At 67.5% G+C, this 22,740-nt stretch carries 19 protein-coding genes; 6 read left to right on the plus strand and 13 right to left on the minus strand.

The genetic code is table 11. The annotated features are described in order from the left end of the window. Positions 1-315: 315 nt before the first annotated feature. The 3 genes from DMX06_RS12730 to DMX06_RS12740 are packed head-to-tail and all read right to left on the minus strand — an operon-like array spanning position 316 to position 2,963. The gene (locus DMX06_RS12730) at positions 316-903 is read right to left on the minus strand and encodes a TetR/AcrR family transcriptional regulator (RefSeq protein WP_110737546.1); all 588 of its coding nucleotides are present in this window, start codon (positions 901-903) and stop codon (positions 316-318) included. 12 nt (positions 904-915) lie between these two features. Beyond that, positions 916-1,764, minus strand: a complete 849-nt coding sequence (locus DMX06_RS12735; RefSeq protein WP_110737548.1) for a 3-hydroxybutyryl-CoA dehydrogenase — start codon at positions 1,762-1,764, stop codon at positions 916-918. Between the two features lie 14 nt (positions 1,765-1,778). Next, positions 1,779-2,963, minus strand: a complete 1,185-nt coding sequence (locus DMX06_RS12740) for an acetyl-CoA C-acyltransferase family protein (RefSeq protein WP_110737550.1) — start codon at positions 2,961-2,963, stop codon at positions 1,779-1,781. Between the two features lie 172 nt (positions 2,964-3,135). On the opposite strand from DMX06_RS12740, the gene DMX06_RS12745 reads away from it, so the two are divergent. Then, the gene (locus DMX06_RS12745) at positions 3,136-4,149 is read left to right on the plus strand and encodes an AraC family transcriptional regulator (protein WP_110737553.1); all 1,014 of its coding nucleotides are present in this window, start codon (positions 3,136-3,138) and stop codon (positions 4,147-4,149) included. A 24-nt stretch (positions 4,150-4,173) separates the two neighbouring features. On the opposite strand, the gene DMX06_RS12750 is transcribed toward DMX06_RS12745, so the two are convergent. From DMX06_RS12750 to DMX06_RS12765, 4 genes are all read right to left on the minus strand, one after another. After that, positions 4,174-5,565, minus strand: coding sequence for an APC family permease (locus DMX06_RS12750; protein ID WP_110737555.1), 1,392 nt, complete (start codon positions 5,563-5,565; stop codon positions 4,174-4,176). Positions 5,566-5,921: 356 nt separating this feature from the next. After that, complete coding sequence (locus tag DMX06_RS12755; RefSeq protein WP_110737557.1) at positions 5,922-7,181, minus strand: carbohydrate porin; 1,260 nt, start codon at positions 7,179-7,181, stop codon at positions 5,922-5,924. A gap of 90 nt (positions 7,182-7,271) precedes the next feature. Then, entirely contained in the window at positions 7,272-9,677 is a 2,406-nt protein-coding gene (locus tag DMX06_RS12760) for a glucose/quinate/shikimate family membrane-bound PQQ-dependent dehydrogenase (protein WP_110737559.1), read from the minus strand. A gap of 147 nt (positions 9,678-9,824) precedes the next feature. After that, a complete protein-coding gene (locus DMX06_RS12765; RefSeq protein WP_110737561.1) occupies positions 9,825-10,418 on the minus strand; it encodes a TetR/AcrR family transcriptional regulator in 594 nt (197 codons plus the stop codon). A gap of 103 nt (positions 10,419-10,521) precedes the next feature. Between DMX06_RS12765 and DMX06_RS12770 the strand changes: the two genes are divergently transcribed. Beyond that, the gene (locus DMX06_RS12770) at positions 10,522-11,889 is read left to right on the plus strand and encodes an MATE family efflux transporter (RefSeq protein ID WP_220037410.1); all 1,368 of its coding nucleotides are present in this window, start codon (positions 10,522-10,524) and stop codon (positions 11,887-11,889) included. Here DMX06_RS12770 and DMX06_RS12775 read toward each other — a convergent pair. Continuing rightward, positions 11,880-12,209, minus strand: a complete 330-nt coding sequence (locus tag DMX06_RS12775) for a cupin domain-containing protein (RefSeq protein ID WP_110737565.1) — start codon at positions 12,207-12,209, stop codon at positions 11,880-11,882. The genes DMX06_RS12770 and DMX06_RS12775 overlap by 10 nt on opposite strands. Positions 12,210-12,283: 74 nt before the next feature. Here DMX06_RS12775 and DMX06_RS12780 point away from each other — a divergent pair, with 74 nt between their 5' ends. Together DMX06_RS12780 and DMX06_RS12785 are read left to right on the plus strand one after the other, a co-directional pair. Further along, entirely contained in the window at positions 12,284-13,183 is a 900-nt protein-coding gene (locus tag DMX06_RS12780) for a LysR family transcriptional regulator (protein ID WP_110737567.1), read from the plus strand. Positions 13,184-13,290: 107 nt separating this feature from the next. Continuing rightward, positions 13,291-14,487: an MFS transporter gene (locus DMX06_RS12785; protein ID WP_110737569.1), complete on the plus strand. Its 1,197-nt coding sequence runs from the start codon at positions 13,291-13,293 to the stop codon at positions 14,485-14,487. An 11-nt stretch (positions 14,488-14,498) separates the two neighbouring features. Here DMX06_RS12785 and DMX06_RS12790 read toward each other — a convergent pair whose 3' ends face one another. Continuing rightward, positions 14,499-15,110, minus strand: coding sequence for a LysE family translocator (locus DMX06_RS12790; protein WP_110737571.1), 612 nt, complete (start codon positions 15,108-15,110; stop codon positions 14,499-14,501). Between the two features lie 100 nt (positions 15,111-15,210). Between DMX06_RS12790 and DMX06_RS12795 the strand changes: the two genes are divergently transcribed. Then, positions 15,211-16,173: a GlxA family transcriptional regulator gene (locus DMX06_RS12795; RefSeq protein WP_110737573.1), complete on the plus strand. Its 963-nt coding sequence runs from the start codon at positions 15,211-15,213 to the stop codon at positions 16,171-16,173. Positions 16,174-16,371: 198 nt separating this feature from the next. On the opposite strand, the gene DMX06_RS12800 is transcribed toward DMX06_RS12795, so the two are convergent. Further along, the gene (locus tag DMX06_RS12800) at positions 16,372-17,229 is read right to left on the minus strand and encodes a CAP domain-containing protein (RefSeq protein ID WP_110737576.1); all 858 of its coding nucleotides are present in this window, start codon (positions 17,227-17,229) and stop codon (positions 16,372-16,374) included. 263 nt (positions 17,230-17,492) lie between these two features. On the opposite strand from DMX06_RS12800, the gene DMX06_RS12805 reads away from it, so the two are divergent. Continuing rightward, complete coding sequence (locus DMX06_RS12805; protein ID WP_110737578.1) at positions 17,493-19,658, plus strand: TonB-dependent receptor; 2,166 nt, start codon at positions 17,493-17,495, stop codon at positions 19,656-19,658. 21 nt (positions 19,659-19,679) lie between these two features. Here DMX06_RS12805 and DMX06_RS12810 read toward each other — a convergent pair whose 3' ends face one another. The 3 genes from DMX06_RS12810 to DMX06_RS12820 all read right to left on the minus strand — a co-directional run bounded on the left by DMX06_RS12810 (position 19,680) and on the right by DMX06_RS12820 (position 22,592). Continuing rightward, on the minus strand, positions 19,680-20,834 hold the full coding sequence (locus tag DMX06_RS12810) for a cysteine desulfurase family protein (protein WP_110737789.1): 1,155 nt from the start codon (positions 20,832-20,834) through the stop codon (positions 19,680-19,682). A gap of 164 nt (positions 20,835-20,998) precedes the next feature. Further along, a complete protein-coding gene (locus DMX06_RS12815) occupies positions 20,999-21,478 on the minus strand; it encodes a DUF2269 family protein (RefSeq protein ID WP_110737580.1) in 480 nt (159 codons plus the stop codon). Between the two features lies 1 nt (position 21,479). Continuing rightward, a complete protein-coding gene (locus tag DMX06_RS12820) occupies positions 21,480-22,592 on the minus strand; it encodes a saccharopine dehydrogenase family protein (protein WP_110737582.1) in 1,113 nt (370 codons plus the stop codon). Positions 22,593-22,740 lie beyond the last annotated feature (148 nt).

Genomic DNA, 22,740 nt, shown 5'->3' on the forward strand with positions numbered 1-22,740 from the left:
CGAGCGGAGTTCTTGCGGAGGGAGGTGACGGGCATGGATGCCCGTCAAGCGCTGCGCCCCAGGATGGGGCGTTCAGCGCGGTCCTCCCGGGAGCAAGAACGGAGCGAGGGAACCCCGGAGCGAAGCGCAGGGGCCGGATGAATGGAGCGGAACGGTTTTGCCTACTTTTCCCTAGAGAAAAGTAGGTCGCCGTAAAGGCGAAAAGGTGACTAAAAGTCGACATCGCCTACGAATGTGCATATAAAAACCGAAACAATCACCAGTGAGCCAGTGAGCCAGTGAGCCAGAGAGCCAGAGAGCCAGAGAGCCAGAACCCTACCCCAAAGCCCTCTCCACAGCCCCCACCACCAAACTCTCCATCAACCCAACCCCCTCAACCTCACCCAGCCCCTTCCCCCGCAACATCCCAGGCAACTGATTCAACAGCGTAGCCAGCACATGCCCGGTAGCGGCCAGCGCCTGCGCCCCCAACCGCGCCTGCGGCGCAATCAACCGCAATAGCCCGGTCTCATAGCGCTCCCGCAAGCCCATCAGGCGTACCTGCTGCTCTGCGGTCAGGCAGCAAAAATCCCGCTCGGCCAAGCGAAACTGCAACGGCCGCTCCCCATGCAACTGCCAGTGCCCGGCAATCAGGCAGGCCAGCACCGGCCGACCCTGGGCCCGCGCCCGGCGCCCCAGGTCCAGGGTGGCCTGCAACTCTTCGTACAGTTCTTCGATCAGGTCGTACAAGAGGTCCTGCTTGCTGGGGAAATGGTGATACAGCGAGCCCGCAGTCAAGCCCACGTGCGCCGCCAGCTCACGCATGCTGACCTGACCGAAGCCTTTCTCGGCGAACAGGGCCATGGCCCGGTCACGCCGCTCCTCGAAGTTGGCGCAGCGCAGCGCCGCGTTGACCGGGGGCATGGCGCGGCTCCGTCAGTAGGTGAAGAAGCCGCGACCGCTCTTGCGACCCAGGTAGCCGGCGGCCACCATCTCCTTGAGCAGCGGGGCGGGGCGGTACTTGCTGTCGTTGAAACCCTCGAGGAAGGCCTCCATGATCGCCAGCAAGGTGTCCAGGCCCACCAGGTCGGCCAGTGCCAGCGGGCCGATCGGCTGGTTGCAGCCCAGGCGCATGCCGGTGTCGATGTCCTCGGCGCTGGCCAGGCCTTCCTGGAGCACGAAGATCGCCTCGTTGATCATCGGCACCAGGATCCGGTTGACCACGAAGCCCGGGCGGTTGCCGGCGGTGATCGGCGTCTTTCCGAGCTTCTCGGTGACCAGCAGCGCCTGGGCGTAGGTTGCATCGCTGGTCTGCAGGCCACGGATGATCTCGACCAGCGCCATCATCGGCACCGGGTTGAAGAAATGCACGCCGATGAAGCGCTGCGGCTGCTCGATGCAGGCCGCCAGCTGGGTGACCGACAGCGACGAGGTGTTGGTGGCGATCAGGCACTCGGCGCCGACATTGGCAGCCACCTGCTGCAGGATGCGCTGCTTGAGGGCAAGGTTCTCGGTGGCCGCCTCGATCACCAGCTGCGCGTCCGCCAGTTGGGCGTAGTCGGTGCTGGTGCGGATCCGTGCCTTGGCCGCGCTGGCCTTGTCGGCGTCGATGGTGCCCTTGCCGACCTGGCGTTCGAGGTTCTTGCCCAAGGTCGCCACGCCGCGCTCCAGCGCGGCGTCGGAGACGTCCACCAGCAAAACCTGGTAGCCGGCCAGCGCGCACACCTGGGCGATGCCGTTACCCATGGTGCCGGCGCCGATCACGGCGATGTGTTCGATGTTCATGTTGCTGACTCCTTTCAGACGCGTTCGAAGACGACGGCGATGCCTTGGCCGCCGCCGATGCACATGGTGGCCAGGGCGTAGCGGCCCTGGACGCGATGCAGTTCATGGATGGCCTTGGTGGCGATGATCGCGCCGGTGGCGCCAACCGGGTGGCCGAGGGAAATGCCCGAGCCGTTGGGGTTGACCTTTTCCGGATCGAAGCCCAGGGCGCGGGCCACGGCGCAGGCCTGGGAGGCGAACGCTTCGTTGGACTCGATCACGTCCAGGTCGGCGACCTTCAAACCGGCTTTTTCCAGCACCTTCTGCGTGGCCGGGATCGGGCCCAGGCCCATCAGCGCTGGCTCCACCCCGGCGTGGGCGTAGGCGACGATGCGCGCCAGCGGCTTGAGGCCCTGGCGGCGCACGGCATCACCCGTGGCCAGGACCAGGCCGGCGGCGCCGTCGTTGATGCTGCTAGCGTTGCCGGCGGTGACGGTGCCGTCTTTCTTGAACACCGCCTTCATGGCCGCCAGCTGCTCGGCGCTGGCATCGCCACGCACGTTCTCGTCCACGGCGAACTGCACGGGGCCTTTGCGGGTCTTGATCTCGATCGGCACGATCTGGCCGTCGAAGCGGCCTTCGGCGATGGCGCGGGCGGCGCGACGCTGGCTGGTCAGGGCGACCTCGTCCTGCATCTCGCGGCTGATGCCATGGGCCGCCGCGACGTTCTCGGCGGTGATGCCCATGTGGAAGTGCTCGAACGGGTCCTGGAGGATGCCGACCATGTAGTCGATGCCCTGCAGGTCACCCATGCGCGCGCCCCAGCGGGCCTGCGGCAGCAGGTACGGGCCGCGGCTCATGGATTCGGCACCGGCGGCCAGGGCGATGTCGCTGTCGCCCAGCAGCAGGCCCTGGGTGGCCGAGACGATGGCCTGCAGGCCCGAACCGCACAGGCGGTTGACGCTGAAGGCCGGGGTTTGCTTGGGGATGCCGGCGTTCATCGCCGCGACCCGGCCCAGGTAGGCGTCGCGCGGTTCGGTGGGGATCACGTTGCCCATCACCACATGGCCGATCTGCTCGGCGGCGACGCCCGAACGCTCGATGGCGGCGCGGGTCACCTGGGTGGCGAGGTCGGCCAGGGGCAGGTCCTTGAGCGAACCGCCGAAGCTGCCGATGGCCGAACGTACCGCGCTGACGACGAAGATTTCTGTGCTGCTCATGGGGGGCTCCGTTTGCGAAGGCGTGGCGGGGCGGGGGTGGCTCTGCGAGAATGGCGGCCGCACCCTCCCGGGGTGGATCGAGTCTAGGCAAAGGCCCTCAGGCGGCCTATGCCGGATCTGTTCAGTCAACCTGGCATTTTTTGCCACTCAGCATAGACAGCGGACTTCTGCCATGCGCGATAGCGATACGGTCGCGGTGTATTTCCTCAATGCCATGGTCCACGCCCTGGGTGAGCGACCACAGGCGCGCGACGCCCATCTGCGGGCGGTGGGCATCGATCCGCAGGTGCTGGCCGAGCCCCAGGCGCGGGTGCCGGCCAAGGCCTTCGCCCAGCTGTGGCTGGCGCTGATCGACGAGCTGCACGACGAGTTCTTTCGCCTCGACAGCCACGGCATGCCCCTGGGCAGCTTCGCCCTGATCTGCCGCGGCCTCATTCAGGAGCCCACCCTGGGCAAGGCGCTGCGCCAGTGCCTGGGCAGTTTCGCCCTGTTCTTGCGCGACCTGAACGGCAGCGTCACGGTGCGCGGCGCGCGCACGGTGATCAGCGTGCAGTCGAACATCGCCGACCCGCTGACACGGGTCTACGCCGAGGAAACCTACCTGGTCCTGGTGATCGGCCTGCTGTGCTGGCTGGCCGGTCGGCGCATCGCCATCGACCGCACCGAGCTGGCCCTGGCGCGCCCGGCGCAGGAGGATGACGCGCTGCTCTGGGGGCCGGACCTGCGCCTGGGCAGCGGACGCACCGAGGTGGAGTTCGACAGCGCCTGGCTGCGCCTGCCGGTGGTGCAGGACCTGGCGGCACTGAAGGGCTTCCTGCGCAGCGCGCCGCAAGGGCTGGTGATCCGCTTTCGCAACCAGAACGGCCTGGTGGCCGAGGTCTATCGCCACCTGCGCGCCCGCCATTACGGGCAGTGGCCGACGCTCAACGCCATGGCTGAACGGCAGCGGCTCAGCGCCAGCAGCTTTCGCCGCCAGCTGGAGCGGGAAGGGCGCTCGTACCAGCAGATCAAGGACGAGGTGCGCCGGGCGATGGCCTTCGAACTGCTGCGCGAAGGCCACCTGAGCATCGCCGAGATCGCCGAGCACACCGGGTTCCAGGAACCCAGCGCGTTTCATCGGGCGTTCAAGAAGTGGACCGGACAGAGCCCGGGCAGCTATCGGGCCAAGCGCGCCTCTTCGGCATGATGGGGCGTGCTTGGTCTGCTATCGCTAAAGCGGTTCAGGCCTGAACAACGGTTTCTTCATCACGCCCTTGATCCAGACCAGCGCGATCAGCGATACCACCGCCAGCACGATCCCTGCCGTACCGAAGACCTTCAGGCTCATCTCAGGGCTGGGCGAGGCATGCCAGATCGCATACAGCATCCCGCCGATGCCGAACAGCTGCGGCAGCGGGTAGAGCGGGGTGCGGAATGGCCTCGCCAGATGCGGGTAGCGCAGCCGCAGGGCGATCACGTCAAGGTGCACGATGATGTACGCCAGCAGCCAGGCCAGCGCGGCGGCCAGCAGCAACAGGTTGATCGCCGCGGCGTCCTGGCCCATCAGCAGGATCGGCACGCCGGTGATCGCCGCCACGAACAGCACGGCGACCCAGGGCGTGCGCGCACGCGGGCTGAGCTTTTTGAACTGGGGGAACGCCTGGCCATTGCAGGCCATGCCGTAGAGCATGCGCGGAATGGCCGCCAGCGAGGTGTTGAGGGTGCTGCAGGTGGCGGTCACCGCGGCGATCACCAGAAACACCTCGCCGGTCTTGCCGAACACCGTGGTGGCGAACAGGTAATGGGGCAGGGCATCGCTGCTCAGGGCTTCGCGGGGCACCAGGAACAGCGCGCCCAACCCGTACAGGCCGATGGTGGCGAAGATCACGGTCAGGCCGATGATCATCGAGCGTGGGATGTTGCGCTCGGGCTTGTGGGTTTCCTCCACCAACGAGCAGACGAACTCGGCGCCGACGAAGCCCCACACGGCCATGGCGGTCAGGGCCAGCACCCCGGCGCCCATGGGGTTCCAGTCGCCCTGCAGCAGGGTGGTGGTGACACCCTCGGCATGCCCTTCGCTGATCGCGGCCACGCCAAGAATCAGCAGCACGATCACCATGACCACGGCCATGGCGCTCTGCAGTTTGGCGAAGATGTCGATGCCCATCAGGTTGAGGCCGGTGAACAGGGCGAGCACGCCAAAGGCCACCGAGTATTGCGGGAACACCCCGGGGTAGACCTTGCCGACGATCAGGTCGAGCAACAGCAGCTCGGCCGACAGGGCGAACATGGCCACCACCACGTAGCCGGAGAAGGTCGCCAGGATCGCCGGGAAGTGGCCCAGCGCCACTTCGGTGTAGCTCGACAGGCTGCCGGCGCGCGGCACCAGCAGGGATAGTTCGGAGAAGGAAAAGGCGTAGCTCAGGGCCAGCAGGTAGGCCAGCCCCAGCGGCACGATGAAGCCCAGGCCGGCGGCGCCGACCCCCTGCAGCATCATCACCATCACCCCTTGCGACACCACCAGGCCCACGGCCACCGCCAGCAGCGACCCCAGCCCCAGGACCCGGCGAAAGCCGGCTTGATCGTGCTGCACGCTGGCAGGCACGGACGCACTTGCACTCATGACAGTTCCCCGCTCTTTGTTGTTGTAGTTGCGCCAGATACTGGGACAGGGTGCGGGGCGGGGAAATTAGTAAATATGTGGTTGCTGGGCAGGAAAAAGCTATACGAGTCAACGCCGACCTGTAGGAGCAACTGTCTTGCTCAACTGCTAAAGCTAGCGCGATCCCTGTGGGAGCGGCCTTGCGTCGCGAAAGGGCTGCGCAGCAGCCCCAGCAATTTCGATGATGGCTCGGAATCTGGGGCCGCTACGCGCCCCTTCCGCGACGCAAGGCCGCTCCCACAGGGGAGATAGTTCCCTGCGCGACAGCGTAGCCCGAAGGGCTGGGTGATCTCCTACAGGTCACGCCAGGCTTGGCTTCAGAACGTCGCCTTGACCTGCAACCCGAACACCAGCGCGTTGTCGATGTCCTTCCCGGAAAACGCACCCGGCTCGACGATGTACTGCACATCCGGCCGCAGGTTCAGCCACGCGGTGGCCTGGTAGCCATAGCTCAACTCGACCAGTTGCTCGGCGCTGTCGAGGTTCGGGAAGGGTTGCCCGGCATCGACGGCCGCCTCTTCCAGTACATCGCGGCTACGCGGGTTCGGTACCGCGCGGCCATACCCCAGCGCGACGGTGTCCCGTGGCCGGTCTGCGAACGGCTTGTACAACACCACCCCAGCGCCATACCACCTGGTGAACGGCGAGGCGGCCTTGCTCGATGCCGAGTACTGGCCAAAGGCATGCAGGCTGCGCCCAACCAACGCGGGGTCGTTCCATACAGCCTGGTCGACCAGCAGGTAATGTCCGCCACGACCGGCGACGTCCTCGTTGCTGCCAATGCGCTTCACGTTCGAGCTGTCGTAGTAGTAACCGAGCTTGTATTCGCCCGGCAGCTCGCCGCGCAGCTTGTACACCAGCTCCACCGGGACCACGGTGCCGGTGGTGTGCTTGGGGCCCAGGTGCCAGGCGCGGCTGGCATTGCCGTTGCTCTCGGGGTCGACATTGAACGCCGCCACCCGCAGTTGCCAGTCGGGCGCGAGGTCATACTTCACTCGTACGCCGAGGTGGGCGTTGGGGTAGTTGGTCCAGCCACTACCGCCGGACATGTTCAGCGGGTGGCCACAGAATCCGGCGTTCATGAAATTGCACAGGATGCCGCTGTCCAGGCCGCCGAGGTCGTTGCCCATGGCCATGTAGCCGAGCTTGAGGTTCAGCGCGGGCGACAGGTTGCGCTCGTAGCTGAGCTCGGTCAGGCGGGTGTAGAGGCCGCCGTAGTTTTCCTGGATCGGCAGGCGGTTGCCTACCAGGTCTTCTGAAGCGCTGTTGCCACGGCGGTCGTTGATGGTCAGCTGGACCTTGCCGCCGTTGTCCAGGCCGTACAGCTTCGACAGGTCGAACTGCACGCCCAGCTTGAGGTTCTGCGAGTAGCGGGCGGAGCGATGCAGGCCGCCATGGGCGTTGTAGGCGGTCTCGCCGCTGTAGTCGCCGGTGAAGGTGATGCCGTCTGCCGCGAGCTGGTGGCGCAGGCCGCCCCAGTCGCCGGTCAGGGTGTTGCGGGTGAGCAGGTCGCCGTCGGCGAGGGCGGTGGTGCTGGCCAGGGCCAGCAGCAGTGTGGAGGGGAGGCGGGAGCGCATTGCGATATTCCTGGAAGCTAGGGTGGAAGCCATCGCGGGGCAAGTCGCATCGGTGCGCCGATGCGACTTGCCCCGCGATGAAGTCGGCGTTTACGGCAGGGCGTAGGAAATGACGTAGTCGCCACGATCGGTCGACTGGCGCGCGCCACCGGCGGTGACCACCACGTACTGCTTGCCGGTTTTCGGCGACACGTAGGTCATCGGGCCGCCCTGGCTGCCGACCGGCAGGCGGGCCTTCCAGATCTCGTTGCCGTTGCCGCTGTCGTAGGCACGCAGGTAGAAGTCCTGGGTGCCGGCGATGAACACCAGACCGCCCTGGGTGGACAGGGTGCCGCCCAGGGTCGGCAGGCCGATCTTGATCGGCAGGTGCATGCGGATGCCCAGGGGGCCTGTGTCCTCGACGGTACCGACCGGCACCTGCCAGGCGATCTGTCGGGTCTTCATGTCGATGGCGGTGAGGGTGCCGAACGGCGGTGCCTGGCACGGAATGCCGGCCACCGACAGGAAGCGGTTCTTGTTCACCGCGTACGGGGTGCCTTTGAGCGGCACGGCGCCCATGCCGGTGTTCAGTGCTTCGCCACCGCCTGCGGCGGCGCCTTTGTTCTGTGATGGGATCATCTGGATCCACAGGCCCAGACGCATGTCGTTGACGAAGATGAAGCCATGCACCGGGTCGGTGGAAATGCTGCCCCAGTTCATGCCGCCCAGCGAGCCCGGGAAGCTCAGCGACAGGTCGGTGCCCGGCGCGGTGTACAGGCCGTCGTAGCGCATCTTCTTGAAGTCGATGCGGCACAGCAGCTGGTCGTACGGGGTGGCGCCCCACATATCCGACTCGGTCAGGGTCTGCGCGCCGATCTGTGGCATGCCCACCGACTTAGGCTGGGTCGGCGAGTACGGTTCATTGGGGATGTTGCCCGGCTTGACCGGCACGTCGTCGACCTGGGTCAGCGGCTTGCCGGTGGCGCGGTCGAGCACGTAGATCTGCCCGGCCTTGGTGCCGATCACCACGGCGGGCACGGTGTTGCCGTCATCCTTGGTGAAGTCGATCAGGCTCGGCTGCATTGGCAGGTCGAAGTCCCAGAGATCGTTGTGCACGGTCTGGTACACCCACTTTTCGTTGCCCGTGGTGGCGTCCAGGGCCAGCATCGAGGCGCCGTAGGTGTGATCAAGCTTGTTGCGTTCGACGCCGTAGATGTCGGTGGACGAGGAACCCATCGGCAGGAACAGGGTGTTCATCGCCGGGTCGTACGACATCGGCGCCCAGCTGTTGGGCGTGCTGCGCACGTAGGTCCGGTCGCCTTGCGGGGCTTCGCGGTCCTGCGGGTTGCCCGGGTCGAAGGCCCAGCGCTGGGCGCCGGTGATCACATCGAAGCCACGGATCACGCCGCCGGGCATGTCGGTCTGGACGTTGTCGGCGACGCGGCCGCCGACCACCACGGTGGTGCCGGCCATCAGCGGCGCCGAGGACAGCTGGTAGTACGAGTCCGGCACGTTGCCCAGGCCGGCCTTGAGGTCGACCTGGCCGTTGTCGCCGAAGCCTTCGCAGAACGCGCCGGTGTCGGCATCGACCGCGATCAGGCGGGCATCGATGGTGTTGGTCAGCAGGCGGCGCTGGCAGTTGGCGCTGGCCGGCACGCTGCTCACGCTGACCGGTGTGCTGTCGGGCCGGGTCGGTTGGACGATCGGCGCGCTGGCGTCGAAGTAGGCCAGGCCGCGGCAGCGCTGCCAGACCTTGGACTGGGCGTTGATGGCGTTCTTCCACAGCTCCTTGCCGGTGTCGGCGTCGAGGGCGATCAGGTTGTTGTGCGGGGTGCAGATGAACACCTTGTCGCCCACCTGCAGCGGGGTGAGCTGGTCTTCGGCGCCGTTGCCGTCGCTCAGGGCGACGTCACCGGTGTGGTAGGTCCAGGCCACCTTGAGCTGGTCGACGTTGCCACGGTTGATCTGGTCCAGCGCGGCGAAGCGGCTGCCGCCCTCGGTGTTGCCGTAGTGGGCCCAGTCCTTCTGCTGCTGGCCGGGTTCCACCGGGGTCAGGCCCGGGCCTTTGCCGGTCGGGGCAACGCTGGGATGGGCGACGAACATGTTGCCGGCGGCGATCGCCAGCGCCACGCCCAGCAGGCAAGCGACGCCGTAGGCACCCTGTGCCTTGCGACGCACCAGCTGCGGATAGACCAGCGCCACCACCAGGCCGATGGCGGCGAACATGAACAACCGCGAGAACAGCGGCCAGAACACCAGCCCGGCGTCGGCCACGGCCCAGATCGCGGTGCCGGCGAGGAACAGCGTGTACAGCCAGGCGCCAGCGGGCTTGCGACGGGCGATGAGAATGCCGGCAATGGCCATGGTCAGGCCGCCGACCAGGAAGTACCAGGAACCGCCCAGGCCGGCCAGCTTGATGCCGCCGGCAGCCAGGAGCAGGCCGAGCAGGGCGATGACGACGCCCAGGCCGATCAGGATGAGGGTTGAGGCGCCAGAGGCGCGGGGTGAGTCTTTCATGCCAGGGATCTCGCAGGTGGAATGCGAGAAGTTTAAGCCCTTAGCAAGCTAATTAACAAGTTAGTACATTTTGCGGCAAGCAAAATTCTGCAGATTACGCGCCCTCCTGTAGGAGCGGCGCTTACCCCTGTAGTGATGAGTAAGCACTCAGACCTGCAACCCCTCCATCAAACAGCGCAACGCCCCCTTCACCCGCTCCGCCGCCGCCTGCGGATCGTCCTGGGCGATCACCCACATGCCGCTGTCGCCCATCGCGCCGTTGATCAGGTGAGCCATGGCCACGGCGTCGAAGGCGCGCAGCCTGCCGGCCTGCTGCAACTCCACCAGCCCCTGGGCCATGGGTCCGATGTAGCTGGCTTCCTCCAGTTCGCGCAGGCGCGGGCCGAGCACCCCGGGGGCGTCCTGCAGCAGGATGCGCCGCAGGGCCGGCTCGTGCAGCAGGTCGTAGTAGTACAGGCAAGTGTCGATGTAGCCCTCCCACGGGTCGTCATGGGTGGCGTAGCGGGCGTCGATCGCCTGGTTGATCTCCTCGAGCAGGTGCTGCACCACGGCGGTGAACAGCCCGGCCTTGCCGCCGAAATGGTGGTGCAGGGCACCCCGGGTGAGGTCGGCTTCGGCGCACAGTTCGTCCATCACCACGGCGGCAAAGCCCTTTTCGGCGAACTGGCGGCGGGCGACGGCGATCAGCCGTTCGGTGGTGTCCGCGCTCATGGCGGCGCGGCTGCGGCGAGGGGTGGGCATGGAGGGCTCCGGGTGAAAAGCGGTGGCTGCAAATTAGCATACGTTGCGTATGTCAATAAATGACATTAGCATACGCGGCGTATGTCAATTGGAGGTTACTACCGTGACTGCCCTCGTTTCACGTAAGAAGGTTGCCTGGCTGGGTGAGTTGCCCGGCCTGTTGCGCCTGGCGCTGCCGCTGGTGCTGGGCCTGTCGGCGGCCGAGCTGATCAGCCTGACCGATACCGTGCTGCTGGCCTCGCTGGGCACCGTGGTGCTGGCCTGTGTCGCGCTGACCAGCAGCGCCGGGCTGATCTTCCATGCCGGGCTGTACGGCATGCTCGCCACCCTCAGCGTGCGCGTCGGTCATGCCTACGGTGCCGACGACCCCGCTGCCGTGGCGCGCACGCTGCGCGCCGGGCTGGGCTATGGCCTGCTGGTGGGTATCCTCGGCTGCCTGGCGATGCTGGCCTGCCTGCCGTTGGTGCAATGGCTGGGCGTGCCGCTGCCCGACGTGGCGTTACTGACGCCGTACTGGCAGGCCATGGCGGTGTTCCTGATCCCGTACTGCCTGGCGGTGGTGTTCAAGGATGTGCTGGAAGCCATCGGCCGGCCCTGGGTGGGTGTGCTGCTGGTGATGAGCGCGGTGCTGTTCAACATTCCGCTGAGCTATGGCCTGATCCACGGGCATTTCGGTTTGCCGGCGCTGGGCCTGCTGGGGGCGGGTATCGCCGGGGTGATCGCCGAATCGCTGGCGGTGTTGCTGGCCCTGGCTTATTGGCGCCTGGCGCCATCGCTGGCCCGTTACCGCCTGGCGCCACAGGGGGCGCGTCTGTCCTGGCGCACGTTGCTGGGCGAGGGCTGGCCGCTGGGCCTGGGTTATCTCGCCGAGGCCGGCGCGGTGGTGATCGCCGCCTGGATGCTGGGCTGGCTGGGCAATGCGGCCCTGGCGGCCAACCAGGTGGTGCAGTCGATCGGCGCGTTGCTGTACATGTTGCCGCTGGGCATGGCAGCGGCGGTGAGCATCCGCATCAGCCAGGCCCAGGGCCGCGGCGAGACGGCGCGCATCCGCGCCATCGGCAGTGCCACCTTTGCCAGCGTCACCGTCTGGATGCTGGTGGCCACCGTGCTGCTGGCGCTGTTCGGCCGCTCCATCGCCGAGGCCATGAGCGACGACCCGCAGGTGATCGCCATCGCCGTGCCGATGTTCGTGGTGGTCGCGGCCATGCAGGTGGCCGACGGCCTGCAGTCCACAGCGCTGGGCGCCTTGCGCGGCCTGCAGGATTACCGCTGGCCGGTGGGGGTGACCATGATCAGCTACTGGTTGCTGGCGCTGCCGCTGAGCTACTGGCTGGCCTTCCACTCCTCGCTGGGCGCGGTGGGTGTCTGGGTAGGTTTCGCTTGTGGCCTGGCCGTGGCGGCGGTGATGCTGCCGTGGCGGTTCTATCGGTTGCAGGCGGCGCCCACCCGGGTGGCAATGGCTCAGCCCTGATAGAACACCGCCAGCCACACCGTGGCCACGCCGGCCTCGGTCCATTCCACGCGGTGGCGGCAGCGGGGTGGGATGTCCAGGTAGTCGCCGGGGCGCAGCACGCGGGTATGCGCCTCGTGTTCCAGGCGCAGTCCGGCGCTGCCGCTGAGCACGACCACCCATTCGCCCTCGGCCTGGTCGTACCAGAACCCCGGCGGGCTGGCCTGGCCGCTGGAGACGATACGCTCGATGCGCAGGCCCGCACGCCGGAGCAGGTCGGTGAATTGCTCGTCGGCGTCGGGCGCGAGCGGGGGCAGGGCGGTGAACAGGTTGTCGGGCATGGACGGCTCGCGCGTGGTTGATTCCAGGCAGTGATTGTAGGAAGGTTTCGACCTTTGCCCCACGGAAGATCACGATGGACAAGCTGCTGGCGCTCAAGGTGTTCATGGCCACCGCCGAGGCCGGCGGCTTCTCCGCCGCCGCGCGCAGGCTCGGGGTGGCGACTTCCTCGGTGACCCGCCAGGTCGACGCCCTGGAGCTGGCGCTGGGGGCCAGCCTGCTCAACCGTTCGACCCGCCAGGTCAGCCTGACTGAAGCCGGCACCAGCTACTACCAGCGTGCCCGCGAGATCCTCGAGGCCCTGGCCGAGGCCGACGCCAGCGTCGCCGACCGCGGCGAGGAGCCGGTTGGCGTGTTGCGCCTATGCCTGCCGGTGGAGTTCGGCCGCCGGGTGATCGCCCCGCACCTGGGCGCATTCCTTGCCCGTCACCCGGCACTGGAGCTGGACATCGACCTGAGCGACCGCTTCGACGACCTGCTCGATGGCCGCTACGACCTGACCATCCGCCTCGGCGAGCCGGCGCCCAGCGATGAACTGGTGTGTCGCCCGCTGGGGCGCTTCGAGCGCTGGCTGGTGGCCAGCCCTGCGTACCTGCGCCGGCAGCCGTCGCTGAGCGAGCCGCAGCAACTGGCCGCGTGCGCCTGCCTGCGCTTTCGCTACGGCCAGTCGGCGCGACCCTGGCGCCTGAGCCGGGGTGAGCAGCGCCTGGAACTGGACGTCAGCGGCCCGTTGCGTTGCGCCAACGCCGACCTGTTGCGCGAGGCGGCCATGGCCGGCAGCGGTGTGGCGCTGCTGGCCGACTGGCTGGTGCGCGAGGATGTCGAGGCCGGGCGCCTGCAGCGGCTGTTCGCCGACTGGACGGTGAGCCCGGGGGCGGCCAGCGCCAGCATCAACGCCCTTTACCTGCCCAACCACCGAGGCTCGCGGCGGGTCATGGCGTTCATCGCCTTCTGCGAGGAGTTGCTGGCCGGCTGAGGCGTTGCGCGCCGCGCAAAGGCCCGTTGCGCAGGCGATGGATTCTCGCCGGGGCGGATGTCCGTCACCCTTCGCGCACATCCTTTCGCAAGCCGAGGCTCCCTCGAATGAATCCCTCCCTCGCCGTCACCCAGGCATCGGTCCCAGGCCTGAGCCGGGCCCTGGTAACGCTGCTGGCGTTCTGCTGCGGCGCTATAGTCGCCAACATCTACTACGCCCAGCCCATCGTCGGCCTGATCGCGCCGGACCTGGGGCTGTCCACCGAGCGCGCCAGCCTGATCGTGTCGCTGACCCAGATCGGCTACGCCCTGGGCCTGTTGTTCCTGGTGCCGCTGGCCGACCTGCTGGAGAACCGCCGGCTGATGATCGCCACGGCGGTGCTGGCCACCGGCAGCCTGCTGCTGGCCGGCACCAGCGGTCATGGGCAGGGCGAGGTGTTCCTGCTGTACGCGCTGCTGATCGGCTTCAGCTCGGTAGCGGTGCAGATGCTGATACCGCTGGCGGCGCACCTGGCGCCGGAGCGCGAGCGTGGCCGGGTGGTCGGCAACATCATGGGCGGTTTGCTGCTGGGCATCCTGCTGGCGCGGCCACTGGCGAGCCTGGTGGCCGATCACTTCGGCTGGCGCGCGGTGTTCCTCGGCGCCGCCGGGGTGATGGTGGCGATCATCCTGTTGCTGGCGTTGACCTTGCCGCGCCGGATGCCGGAGCACAAGGCCAGCTATGCCGGGCTGATGGCCTCGTTACTGGTGCTGTTGCGCCGCTATCCGGTGTTGCGCCGGCGGGCGCTGTACCAGGCGCTGATGTTCGCGGCGTTCAGCCTGTACTGGACGGCGGTGCCGCTGGCGCTGGCCGGCGAGCACGGCCTGTCGCAGAGCCAGATCGCGTTGTTCGCCCTGGTGGGGGCGGTGGGCGCGGTGGCGGCGCCGCTGGCCGGGCGCCTGGCCGATGCCGGCCATGCGCGACGCGGCTCGCTGCTGGCGATGGCCCTGGCGCCGCTGGCCTTGCTGCTGGGCTTGAGCGCACCGGGCGCCGGCGTGATCGGCCTGGGATTGACCGGGGTGCTGCTGGATTTCGCTGTGCAGATGAACATGGTCATCGGCCAGCGTGAGGTGTACGCGCTGGATCCGGCCAGCCGTGGCCGGCTCAATGCCCTGTACATGACCAGCATCTTCCTCGGCGGGGCGTTGGGTTCGGCGCTGGCCAGCGGGGTGTATGCGCAGTATGGCTGGAGTGGCGTGGCATGGCTGGGAGCGGGATTGCCGGCGGTGGCGCTGGTGGTGTTCCTGATCACTTCCCGGCGTTGATCCCAGGGCGTTCATCGTCCCAGCGGCAGGGCCACGCCAATCAGGGCGAACAGGCTCCCGCAGCAGCGGTTGAACCCGCGTCCGCCCTTGGCCAGCCATGGGCGGATACGAAATGCCAGGCGTGCCAGCAGGTACTCCACCAGGCATTCGACACCGGCGAAGGTCGCCGCCATCACCACGAACTGCACCAGCAGGCCGCGCTGCGGGTCGATGAACTGGGGCAGGAATGCGCCATAGAACAGCAACACCTTGGGGTTGGCCAGCGCCGACAGGCAGCCCTGGCGGAACAGTCCGGCATTGCTCAGCGCCACGCCGCCCAGAGCTTGCTCCAGGTGCAGCGCCGGGGTGCGCCACAGCTGGATCCCCAGCCAGACCAGGTACGCCCCGCCGACCCACTTGAGCACCGTCAGCACCGAGGCCGAGGCCTGCAGCAGGGCGCTCAGGCCAAACATGGTCAGGGCGATCAGGGTGCTGAAGCCGAGCACCCCGCCAAGGATGGTGAACAGCGTGCGGCGGGCGCCGTACAGCGCGCCATGGGTCAGGGCCAGCAGGCTGTTCGGACCTGGGGTCAGCGACAGGCCGATGCTGGCGAGCAGGTAGATGAGCCAGGTGTCGAGTGCCATGGGGGAGCCTTGTGGAGGTGCAGGGCGCCAGTGTAGGGCAGAGCGATGGGAATACAGGGTAGTATCTGGTCATTCAAAGGTCATATCTGGACATGCCTCAATGACACCCGACCTGCGCCTGCTGATCCTGCCGCTGCCGGAGTTCGCCCTGCTGCCGTTCGGCGCGTTCCTCGACAAGCTGCGTTTTTCCGCCGACGACGAGGACTACAGCCGCCAGCGCTATTGCCGCTGGACCGTGCTCGGGCTGGACCGGGAGCCCGTGGTTTCCAGCAGCGCGGCGATCGTCCAGGTCGAGGCGACGCCAGCGGACATCCGCTGGGGCGACTACGACCATCTGGTCCTGTTCGGTGGGCGCAACGCCAGTGCCACGGCGGCCTTGGCGCCGCGTTACAAGTCCTTGCTCAGGCAGGCGACCAAGGCCGGGGTCAAGCTGGTATGCGTCGACAACGCGGCGTTCCTGCTGGCGGCCTGTGGCCTGCTGGACGGTCACCAGGTGGTGGTGCACTGGCGACATGAGGCGGAGTTTCGCCTGGCCTTTCCCCGCGTGCGCCTGCTGACCGGGCAGCTGTTCTGCTTCGACGGTGAGCGCATCACCTGTGCCGGCGGCACGGCAGCCATCGACCTGGCGGTGGAGCTGATCGCCCGCGCCAGTGGCCGCGCCCGGGCGCTCAAGGGCCTGGCCGACATGCTGGTGGACGAGAGCCGCGACAGCCGTCACGCCCTGCGTTCACTGGAGGCCGGAGCCGGGCAGGGGCGCCAGGTGCAGCGGGCCACGGCGCTGATGCGCCACCACCTGGCGGCGCAGTTGCCGGTGGAGGCGCTGGCGGCGGAACTGGGCATCAGCCGGCGTCAGCTCGACCGCCAGTTCCAGGCCTGCCATGGCATGAGCGCCAAGGCCTGGTGGCAGGAACTGCGCCTGCAGCAGGCGCGCTGGCGGCTGCTCAACTCCAGCCACAGCCTGGCGCAGATTGCCGATGAAGTTGGGATGGGGGATGCCAGCTACCTGGGCAAGTGGGTACGGCGGCGGTTTGGTTGCACGGCGCTGGCGTTGCGCAGGTCCTGAGATTGCGGGGTCGCTGGCAGCGTGCGCCTCTATGGCCAGACGCACGCCCCGTGGGAGCGGCCTTGCGTCGCGAAAGGGCTGCGCAGCGGCCCCTATTTTCGGGGAACCGCTGAGATTGCCGGGGCCGCTTTGCGGCCCTTTCGCGACGCAAGGCCGCTCCCACAGGGGCTGTGCATGGCAGGCGGATTCATTCGTGCCCTACTGCGGCGTGCCGAACAACCCCGTCCAGTAGATCCCGGCATCGCTCTTCGGATCCACCGCATACGCCGCCCCCAGCTCGCGCAAGTCCGGGTTCATCAGCGTAGCGCAGTGCCCTGGGCTTGCCAGCCAGCCATCGACCACCTTGCGCGCGGTGTCGCGACCGGCGGCGATGTTCTCGCCGATCTGCCGGTACAGGTAGCCGGCCAGCTCCGCCCGGTCGCCCGGGGTGCGGCCATCGCGATCGATATGGTCGAAGAAGTTCTGGTTGGCCATGGCCCGGGTGTGGTTGGCGGCCACGCCCGCCAGGGTCGTGCTCCAGGCCAGCGCCGGGGCGGCGGCGAAGGGCTGGCCGCCGCATTGGCGGGGTAGCTTGCGCGCGGCATTGATCTCCTGCAGCAGCTTCTGCCCTTCGGCCTGCCAGTCGCCCAGGCGGGCGCTGAGCAGCGGCCGGGCCAGGACGATGCGCCAGTCGCGGCCCTCCTGGCTGACGCCGATGTCGACGAACTGCGGGTCGAGCACCACCTGACAGAAGCTCTCCTCGATGGCCTTCATCGCCGCCTGGGCATCCCGCGGGCCGGACAGGCTGATGGCCTGGACGTTGACCATCGGGTAGGCGGCGCGGGTCATGGCCTGCTGCAGGTCGCGGGTGCCTTCGGGCGACAGCGCCAGGCGGGTGTCGCTGTTGAGCGGCGGCAGCTCCAGCGAGGCTTCGCCGCCACAGCGCTGGGCCTGGCTGCGGTAGATGTTGATCGTATCGATCAGTTGCGCCTCTTCACCGGTGAAGGCCTGGGCGCTGGTCGCGGCGAGCAGGCCCAGCGTCAGGCCGAAGAGGCAGGCAACGGATGGGACGCGCATGTGGTTCTCCCTGTAACTGGCAGCGTCGGGATCTGCGCTGCCCATCCTACACAACAGCAAGGCTTTTGGCCCGGCCCTGTGCAGTGTGAAAAAAGCGAGCCTTGGCAATCGATTGCGGTCGGCAAAAGAGGGGGTAGACCGCTGGTCGGCGAAAAAGTGCGATGATTTGGTAATAATTCGCACTATCAGCTAGAAACACTACTCAGTCACCTTAGGTTTCTCATCCGCCAGGAAGGCCTCTACCCATCGTCCGGGAGCCCTACATGGCACGTTCCTGTCCGTATCAATCGACCCTGCTGGCCCTGTGCTGTTCCGTCGCCGTCGGTGCTCAGGCCGCCGACGGTGCCATCGAGCTGGATGCCACCGCCATCAACGCCGAGGCGCTCAAGACCCCCGGAGAGTTGCCCGAGCCTTACGCCGGAGGTCAGGTGGCCCGGGGCGGGCAGATGGGCGTGTTGGGCAACCAGGACATGATGGACGTGCCGTTCACCATGACCAGCTATACCGCGCAACTGATCGAGGAGCAGCAGGCCGAGGATGTTGGCGACGTGCTCCTCAACGACCCGTCGGTGCGTCAGTCGTTTGGTTTCGGCAATCAGTCCCAGGTCTTCGTCATCCGTGGCTTGCCGCTCAACGGCGACGATGTGGCATTCAACGGGCTGTACGGTGTGCTGCCACGGCAGATGATCTCCACCGATGCGGTGGAGCGGGTCGAGGTGTTCAAGGGCCCCAATGCTTTTCTCAATGGCGCCAGCCCCACCGGCACGGGCCTGGGCGGCAACGTCAACCTGCAGCCCAAGCGTGCCGGCGACACCCCGACCCGCCGCTACACCCAGGACATCAGCAGCGACGGGCGCATCGGCGAGCACCTGGACCTCGGCCAGCGCTTCGGCGCGGACAATCGCTTCGGCGTGCGCCTGAACCTCTCGCAGCGCGAGGGCGAGACCGCGGTCGACGACCAGGACCAGCGCAGCAAGCTGTTCGTCGCCGGCCTCGACTATCGTGGCGACAACTTCCGTCTGTCCGGCGACTTCGGCTACCAGAAGCAGCGGGTCAACCATATGCGCAACTCGGTGCGCCTGGGCGCGGGGCTGACCGACATCCCCCATGCGCCGGACGCCGACCACAACTACGGCCAGGACTGGGCCTGGACCGAGACCGAGGACACCTTCGGCATGGTTCGCGGCGACTACGACTTCAACGACAACTGGAGCGGCTACCTGGCCGGTGGCGTCAAGCACACCCACGAGAACGGCTTCTACGGCACGCCGATCCTCACCGACGCGGCCACCGGCGCCGCTACCATCGGCGGTTCGAAGATCCCCCACAACGAGGACAACACCACCTTCATGGGTGGCATCAACGGCCGTTTCCAGACCGGGCCGGTCAGCCACCAGTTGAACATCGGCGCGGCGAGCATCTGGACACAGCAGGAAAACGCCTTTGTTTTCTACAATTCCCAGGCCACCAACATCTACCACACCGACCCGCTGCCCAAGCCGACCACGCCGACCTTCGTCGGCGGCAAGCTGGACGATCCCGGCGTGACCGGCAAGACCCGCAACCGCAGCATCGCGGTGTCCGATACCGTGGGCCTGTTCGACGACACGCTGCTGCTCACGGTGGGCGTGCGCCGCCAGCAACTGCGGGTCGAAGGCTACGCCTACGACGGCCCCGGCCCGGACCTGGGGCGCAACGCTTTCTATGACGAGGCGGTCACCACCCCTGTGTACGGCATCGTCTACAAGCTCGATCCGTCGATCTCGCTGTACGCCAACCGCATCGAGGGCCTGGCCCAGGGGGCCACGGCGTCCGGGCAGGTGGTCAACGTTGGCGAGGTGTTCCCGCCGGCCAAGACCAAGCAGGTGGAGGCGGGTGTGAAACTCGACTACCAGCGCTTCGGCGCCAACCTGGCGGTGTTCCGCATCGAGCGGCCCACCGATGGCTTCGTCGAGGGCAACGTGTTTGTCCAGGATGGCGAGCAGGTCAACAAGGGGCTCGAACTCAGCGTGTTCGGCGAGCCGCTGCCGGGGCTGCGGCTGATGGCCGGTGGCACGCGCATGGACACCCAACTGAAGAACACCCAGGGCGGCACGGCCGATGGCAACCATGCCGTCGGGGTGCCGACCTTCCAGCTCAACGCCAGTGTCGATTGGGATGTGCCAGGCCTGGAGGGGGTGGCGCTCAATGCCCGCATGCTGCGCACCGGCGGGCAGTACGCCAACCCGGCCAACACCCTGAGCCTGCCGACCTGGAACCGCTTCGACGTCGGCGCGCGCTATCGCTTCAAGGTGCAGGAAAAGGCCGTGACCCTGCGGGTCAACGTGGAGAACCTGACCGACAAGAACTACTGGGCCTCGGCCAATGGCGGGTACCTGACCCAGGGCGACCCGAGGCTGGTGAAGTTCTCGGGGACCCTGGATTTCTGACCTCTGTACCGGCGGCGTGACCTACCAGAGCGTCACCGCCGCCGCTCCGACCACCCGTCCGAACACCGCCAGCGCCGTGTCCACGTCCGCCTCGCTGGTGTAGCGCCCGAGGCTCAGGCGCACGCTGTTGCGCGCCTGGCGCTCGTCGAGGCCGAGGGCCAGCAGCACGTGGGACGCGGCGTTGCTCGCCGAGTTGCAGGCCGAGGTGGTGGACAGCGCCAGCTCGCCGGCAAGCGCCAGGCTATTGAACCCCTTGGAGTCGATGCGCAGGTTGAGGGTGTGGGGAATGCGCTGTACCGCGCAGCCATTGAGGGTGACCCCGGGCAGGGCCAGCAGGCCGTCGCGCAGGCGCCGGGAGAGCTGTTCCAGGCGCTGGTATTCGGCCTCGCCGGGCTGGCCGGCCAGGTCGAAGGCGCTGCCCATGCCGACGATCTGGTGGGTGGCCAGGGTGCCGGAGCGCAGGCCGCGCTCATGGCCGCCGCCGTGCATCTGCGCACGCATGGCCGGGCGGGCGCGGGGGCCGACGTAGAGGGCGCCGATGCCCTTGGGGCCGTAGACCTTGTGCGCCGAGAACGACATCAGGTCGACGGCCTGGTGCGCCAGGTCGATGCCGACCTTGCCCACCGCCTGCGCCGCGTCCACATGCAACAGGGCGCCATGGTCGCGGACCAGCTGGCCGATGCGGGCGAAGTCGGTCACGGTGCCCAGTTCGTTATTTACCGCCATCAGCGACACTAGGTGGGTGTCCGGACGCAGCGCGGCCTGCACGGCCTCGGCCTGGATCAGGCCATGGGCGTCGGGCGCCAGGCGGGTCACCGTCCAGCCCTGGCGCTCCAGTTCGGCGGCGGTGTCGAGGATGGCCTTGTGTTCGAGCTGGCTGGTCAGCAGGTGGCCCGGCTGCGCGAAGCCCTGGGCGATGCCCTTGAGCGCCAGGTTGTTGGATTCGGTGGCGCCGGAGGTCCAGACCAGATCGTCGGGCTGGGCGCCTACGCGCTCGGCCACCTGGCGACGGGCCTGTTCGACGGCCTCGCGGGCGGCCTGGCCATGGAAGTGGCCGCTGGAAGCGGGGTTGCCGAAGTTGGTTTCGCGGCCCAGGCAGGTGAGCATGGCGGCAATGACCCGGTCATCGACCGGAGTGGTGGCGGCGTAATCGAAGTAGAGCGGGGTGCTGGGCATGATCGCGGGCGGGTCCGTGCGTGGACGCCGCCTGTCGGCATCCATGGACATCATCCTAGGCAACTGCCGATATGAATGTTTTTTCTTTTTCCCGTTTCAGGGCGGTTTTCGAAAAAAATTCTATTCTTTTTCGTTATGTATTTAGAATTTTTTTCTGCCCTGGGTCAGGGCCATTGCCACGGTGCCTGCTTGGTGATCATCACAAGCACGATCAGGAACATGCCGGCAAACCCCGCCACCCCCATCCACAGCCAGGGGCGGTACAGCCGCTGATAGTCCTCACCCAGCGCGGTGCCATGCTCGACCGCCTGGGCCGCGAGGCGCTGCATGCGCGTCTGCAACAGCAGCACCGGGAGCCACAGGGCGCCCACCGCGAAGAAGATCAGCAGCGCGCCCTGCAGCCAGTCGGCGGACCACGGCATGCCGCTCATGCTGACCATGGCGTAGCCGGTCAGCAACTGCAGGACCCCGGCGGGCGTGGTGATCCAGGCATCGAAGCGCACCACCATCCTGGCCACGGCGGCGATCACCCGTGGATCGCGGCTGCGGTTCGCGGCGATCAGGTACAGGTAGGAGCCCATGCCGAAACCGAACAGGAACACGGCGGCGATCACATGCAGGTACTTGAGCAGCAGGTAGCTCATTTCAGCCTCGCCCGTGCTGGAAGCTGACGCTGTAACGCACCTTGTCGGGTTCGCCGATGGCCGCCAGGTACTGCTCGACACTGATCTCGCCGACGCAGGGGCGGGCGCCCGGGGCCGGGGTGTGGCCCTCGATCACCCTGGTCATCAGCGCCACCGCCGCGCAGCTGGGGATTTCCGGGCCCTTGTCGTCACTGGCGCTGACCTGGGCCTGCAGGCGCAGTGGCTGGCCCTGCATGTCCAGCCCGCGGACATCCAGGTACATCGCACTCATGCCATCGCCAAAACGCTCGAAATGGCCGCCCAGGCGATGCAGGCGCCGCGCCCAGGGCAGCGGGTCGCGTACCAGGCCGTGCTTGACCAGCAACGCCAGCGCGGCATTGGCCAGGCCGCCGGCCATGAGCCCGGAGCCGGCCTTGAATGCAAGGTCCCGGGCGCCGTAGCGCTCGGCGAAGATGTCCATGTCCGGCACATCGACGTTGTTCAGCAGGCGCCAGCCCAGGCCGGGCAACTGGCGCAGCTGCAGGCCGAGCCAGCCGTCCACGGCGTGCGGGCGTCCGTCGCGCCACTGGCGGATCGGCCGACCGGCGTAGGCCAGCACGCCTTCGATGGTGGACAGGCCGGGCATCTTCGCCGAGGAGGAAATGCCGTGCTCGATGCGCTCGATGCGGCTGAAGTGATGGCGCTGCTCGTCGAGGATCGCCGACGACAGGCTCGGCACCGAGCTGCAGCCGCTGAGTAGCGCGACATTGGCCTGGCGGGCGCGGGCGTCCAGGCGCTCGATGCCGTTGACGAACACCCGGCAGTCGGAGAGGTCGCAATAGTTGGCACCGGCATCGATGCAGGCTTCGGCCACGCTGTAGGGCTGGCCCTGGAAGGGCCCGCCGGTGTGGATTACCCAGTCGATGCGCAGGGCGCGCAGTGCGTCGGCAAAACCGGGGACCATGGCATCGCCGCACCAGCTTTCGCTGCCGCTCAGTCGGGTGGCCAGTTGGGCGAGGCTGTTGGCATTACGGCCGGCGATCACCAGTTGCACGGCGGGCATCTGCTGCAGGTGGCGGCAGATGATCCGGCCGAAGTTGCCGTAGGCGCCGATCACCAGGATTCTCGGGGACATGCGGGGGTCCTTGTGCATGTGTCGGGAAGGAAAGGCTGATTCATGTCGCCCTGTGGGAGCGGCCTTGCGTCGCGAAAGGGCTGCTTAGCAGCCCCTGGATCTCAGTGTTGATGCAACGATCGTCGGGGCCGCTCTGCGGCCCTTTCGC

This window comes from Pseudomonas mosselii (assembly GCF_003205295.1).
Lineage (GTDB): Bacteria > Pseudomonadota > Gammaproteobacteria > Pseudomonadales > Pseudomonadaceae > Aquipseudomonas > Aquipseudomonas mosselii_B.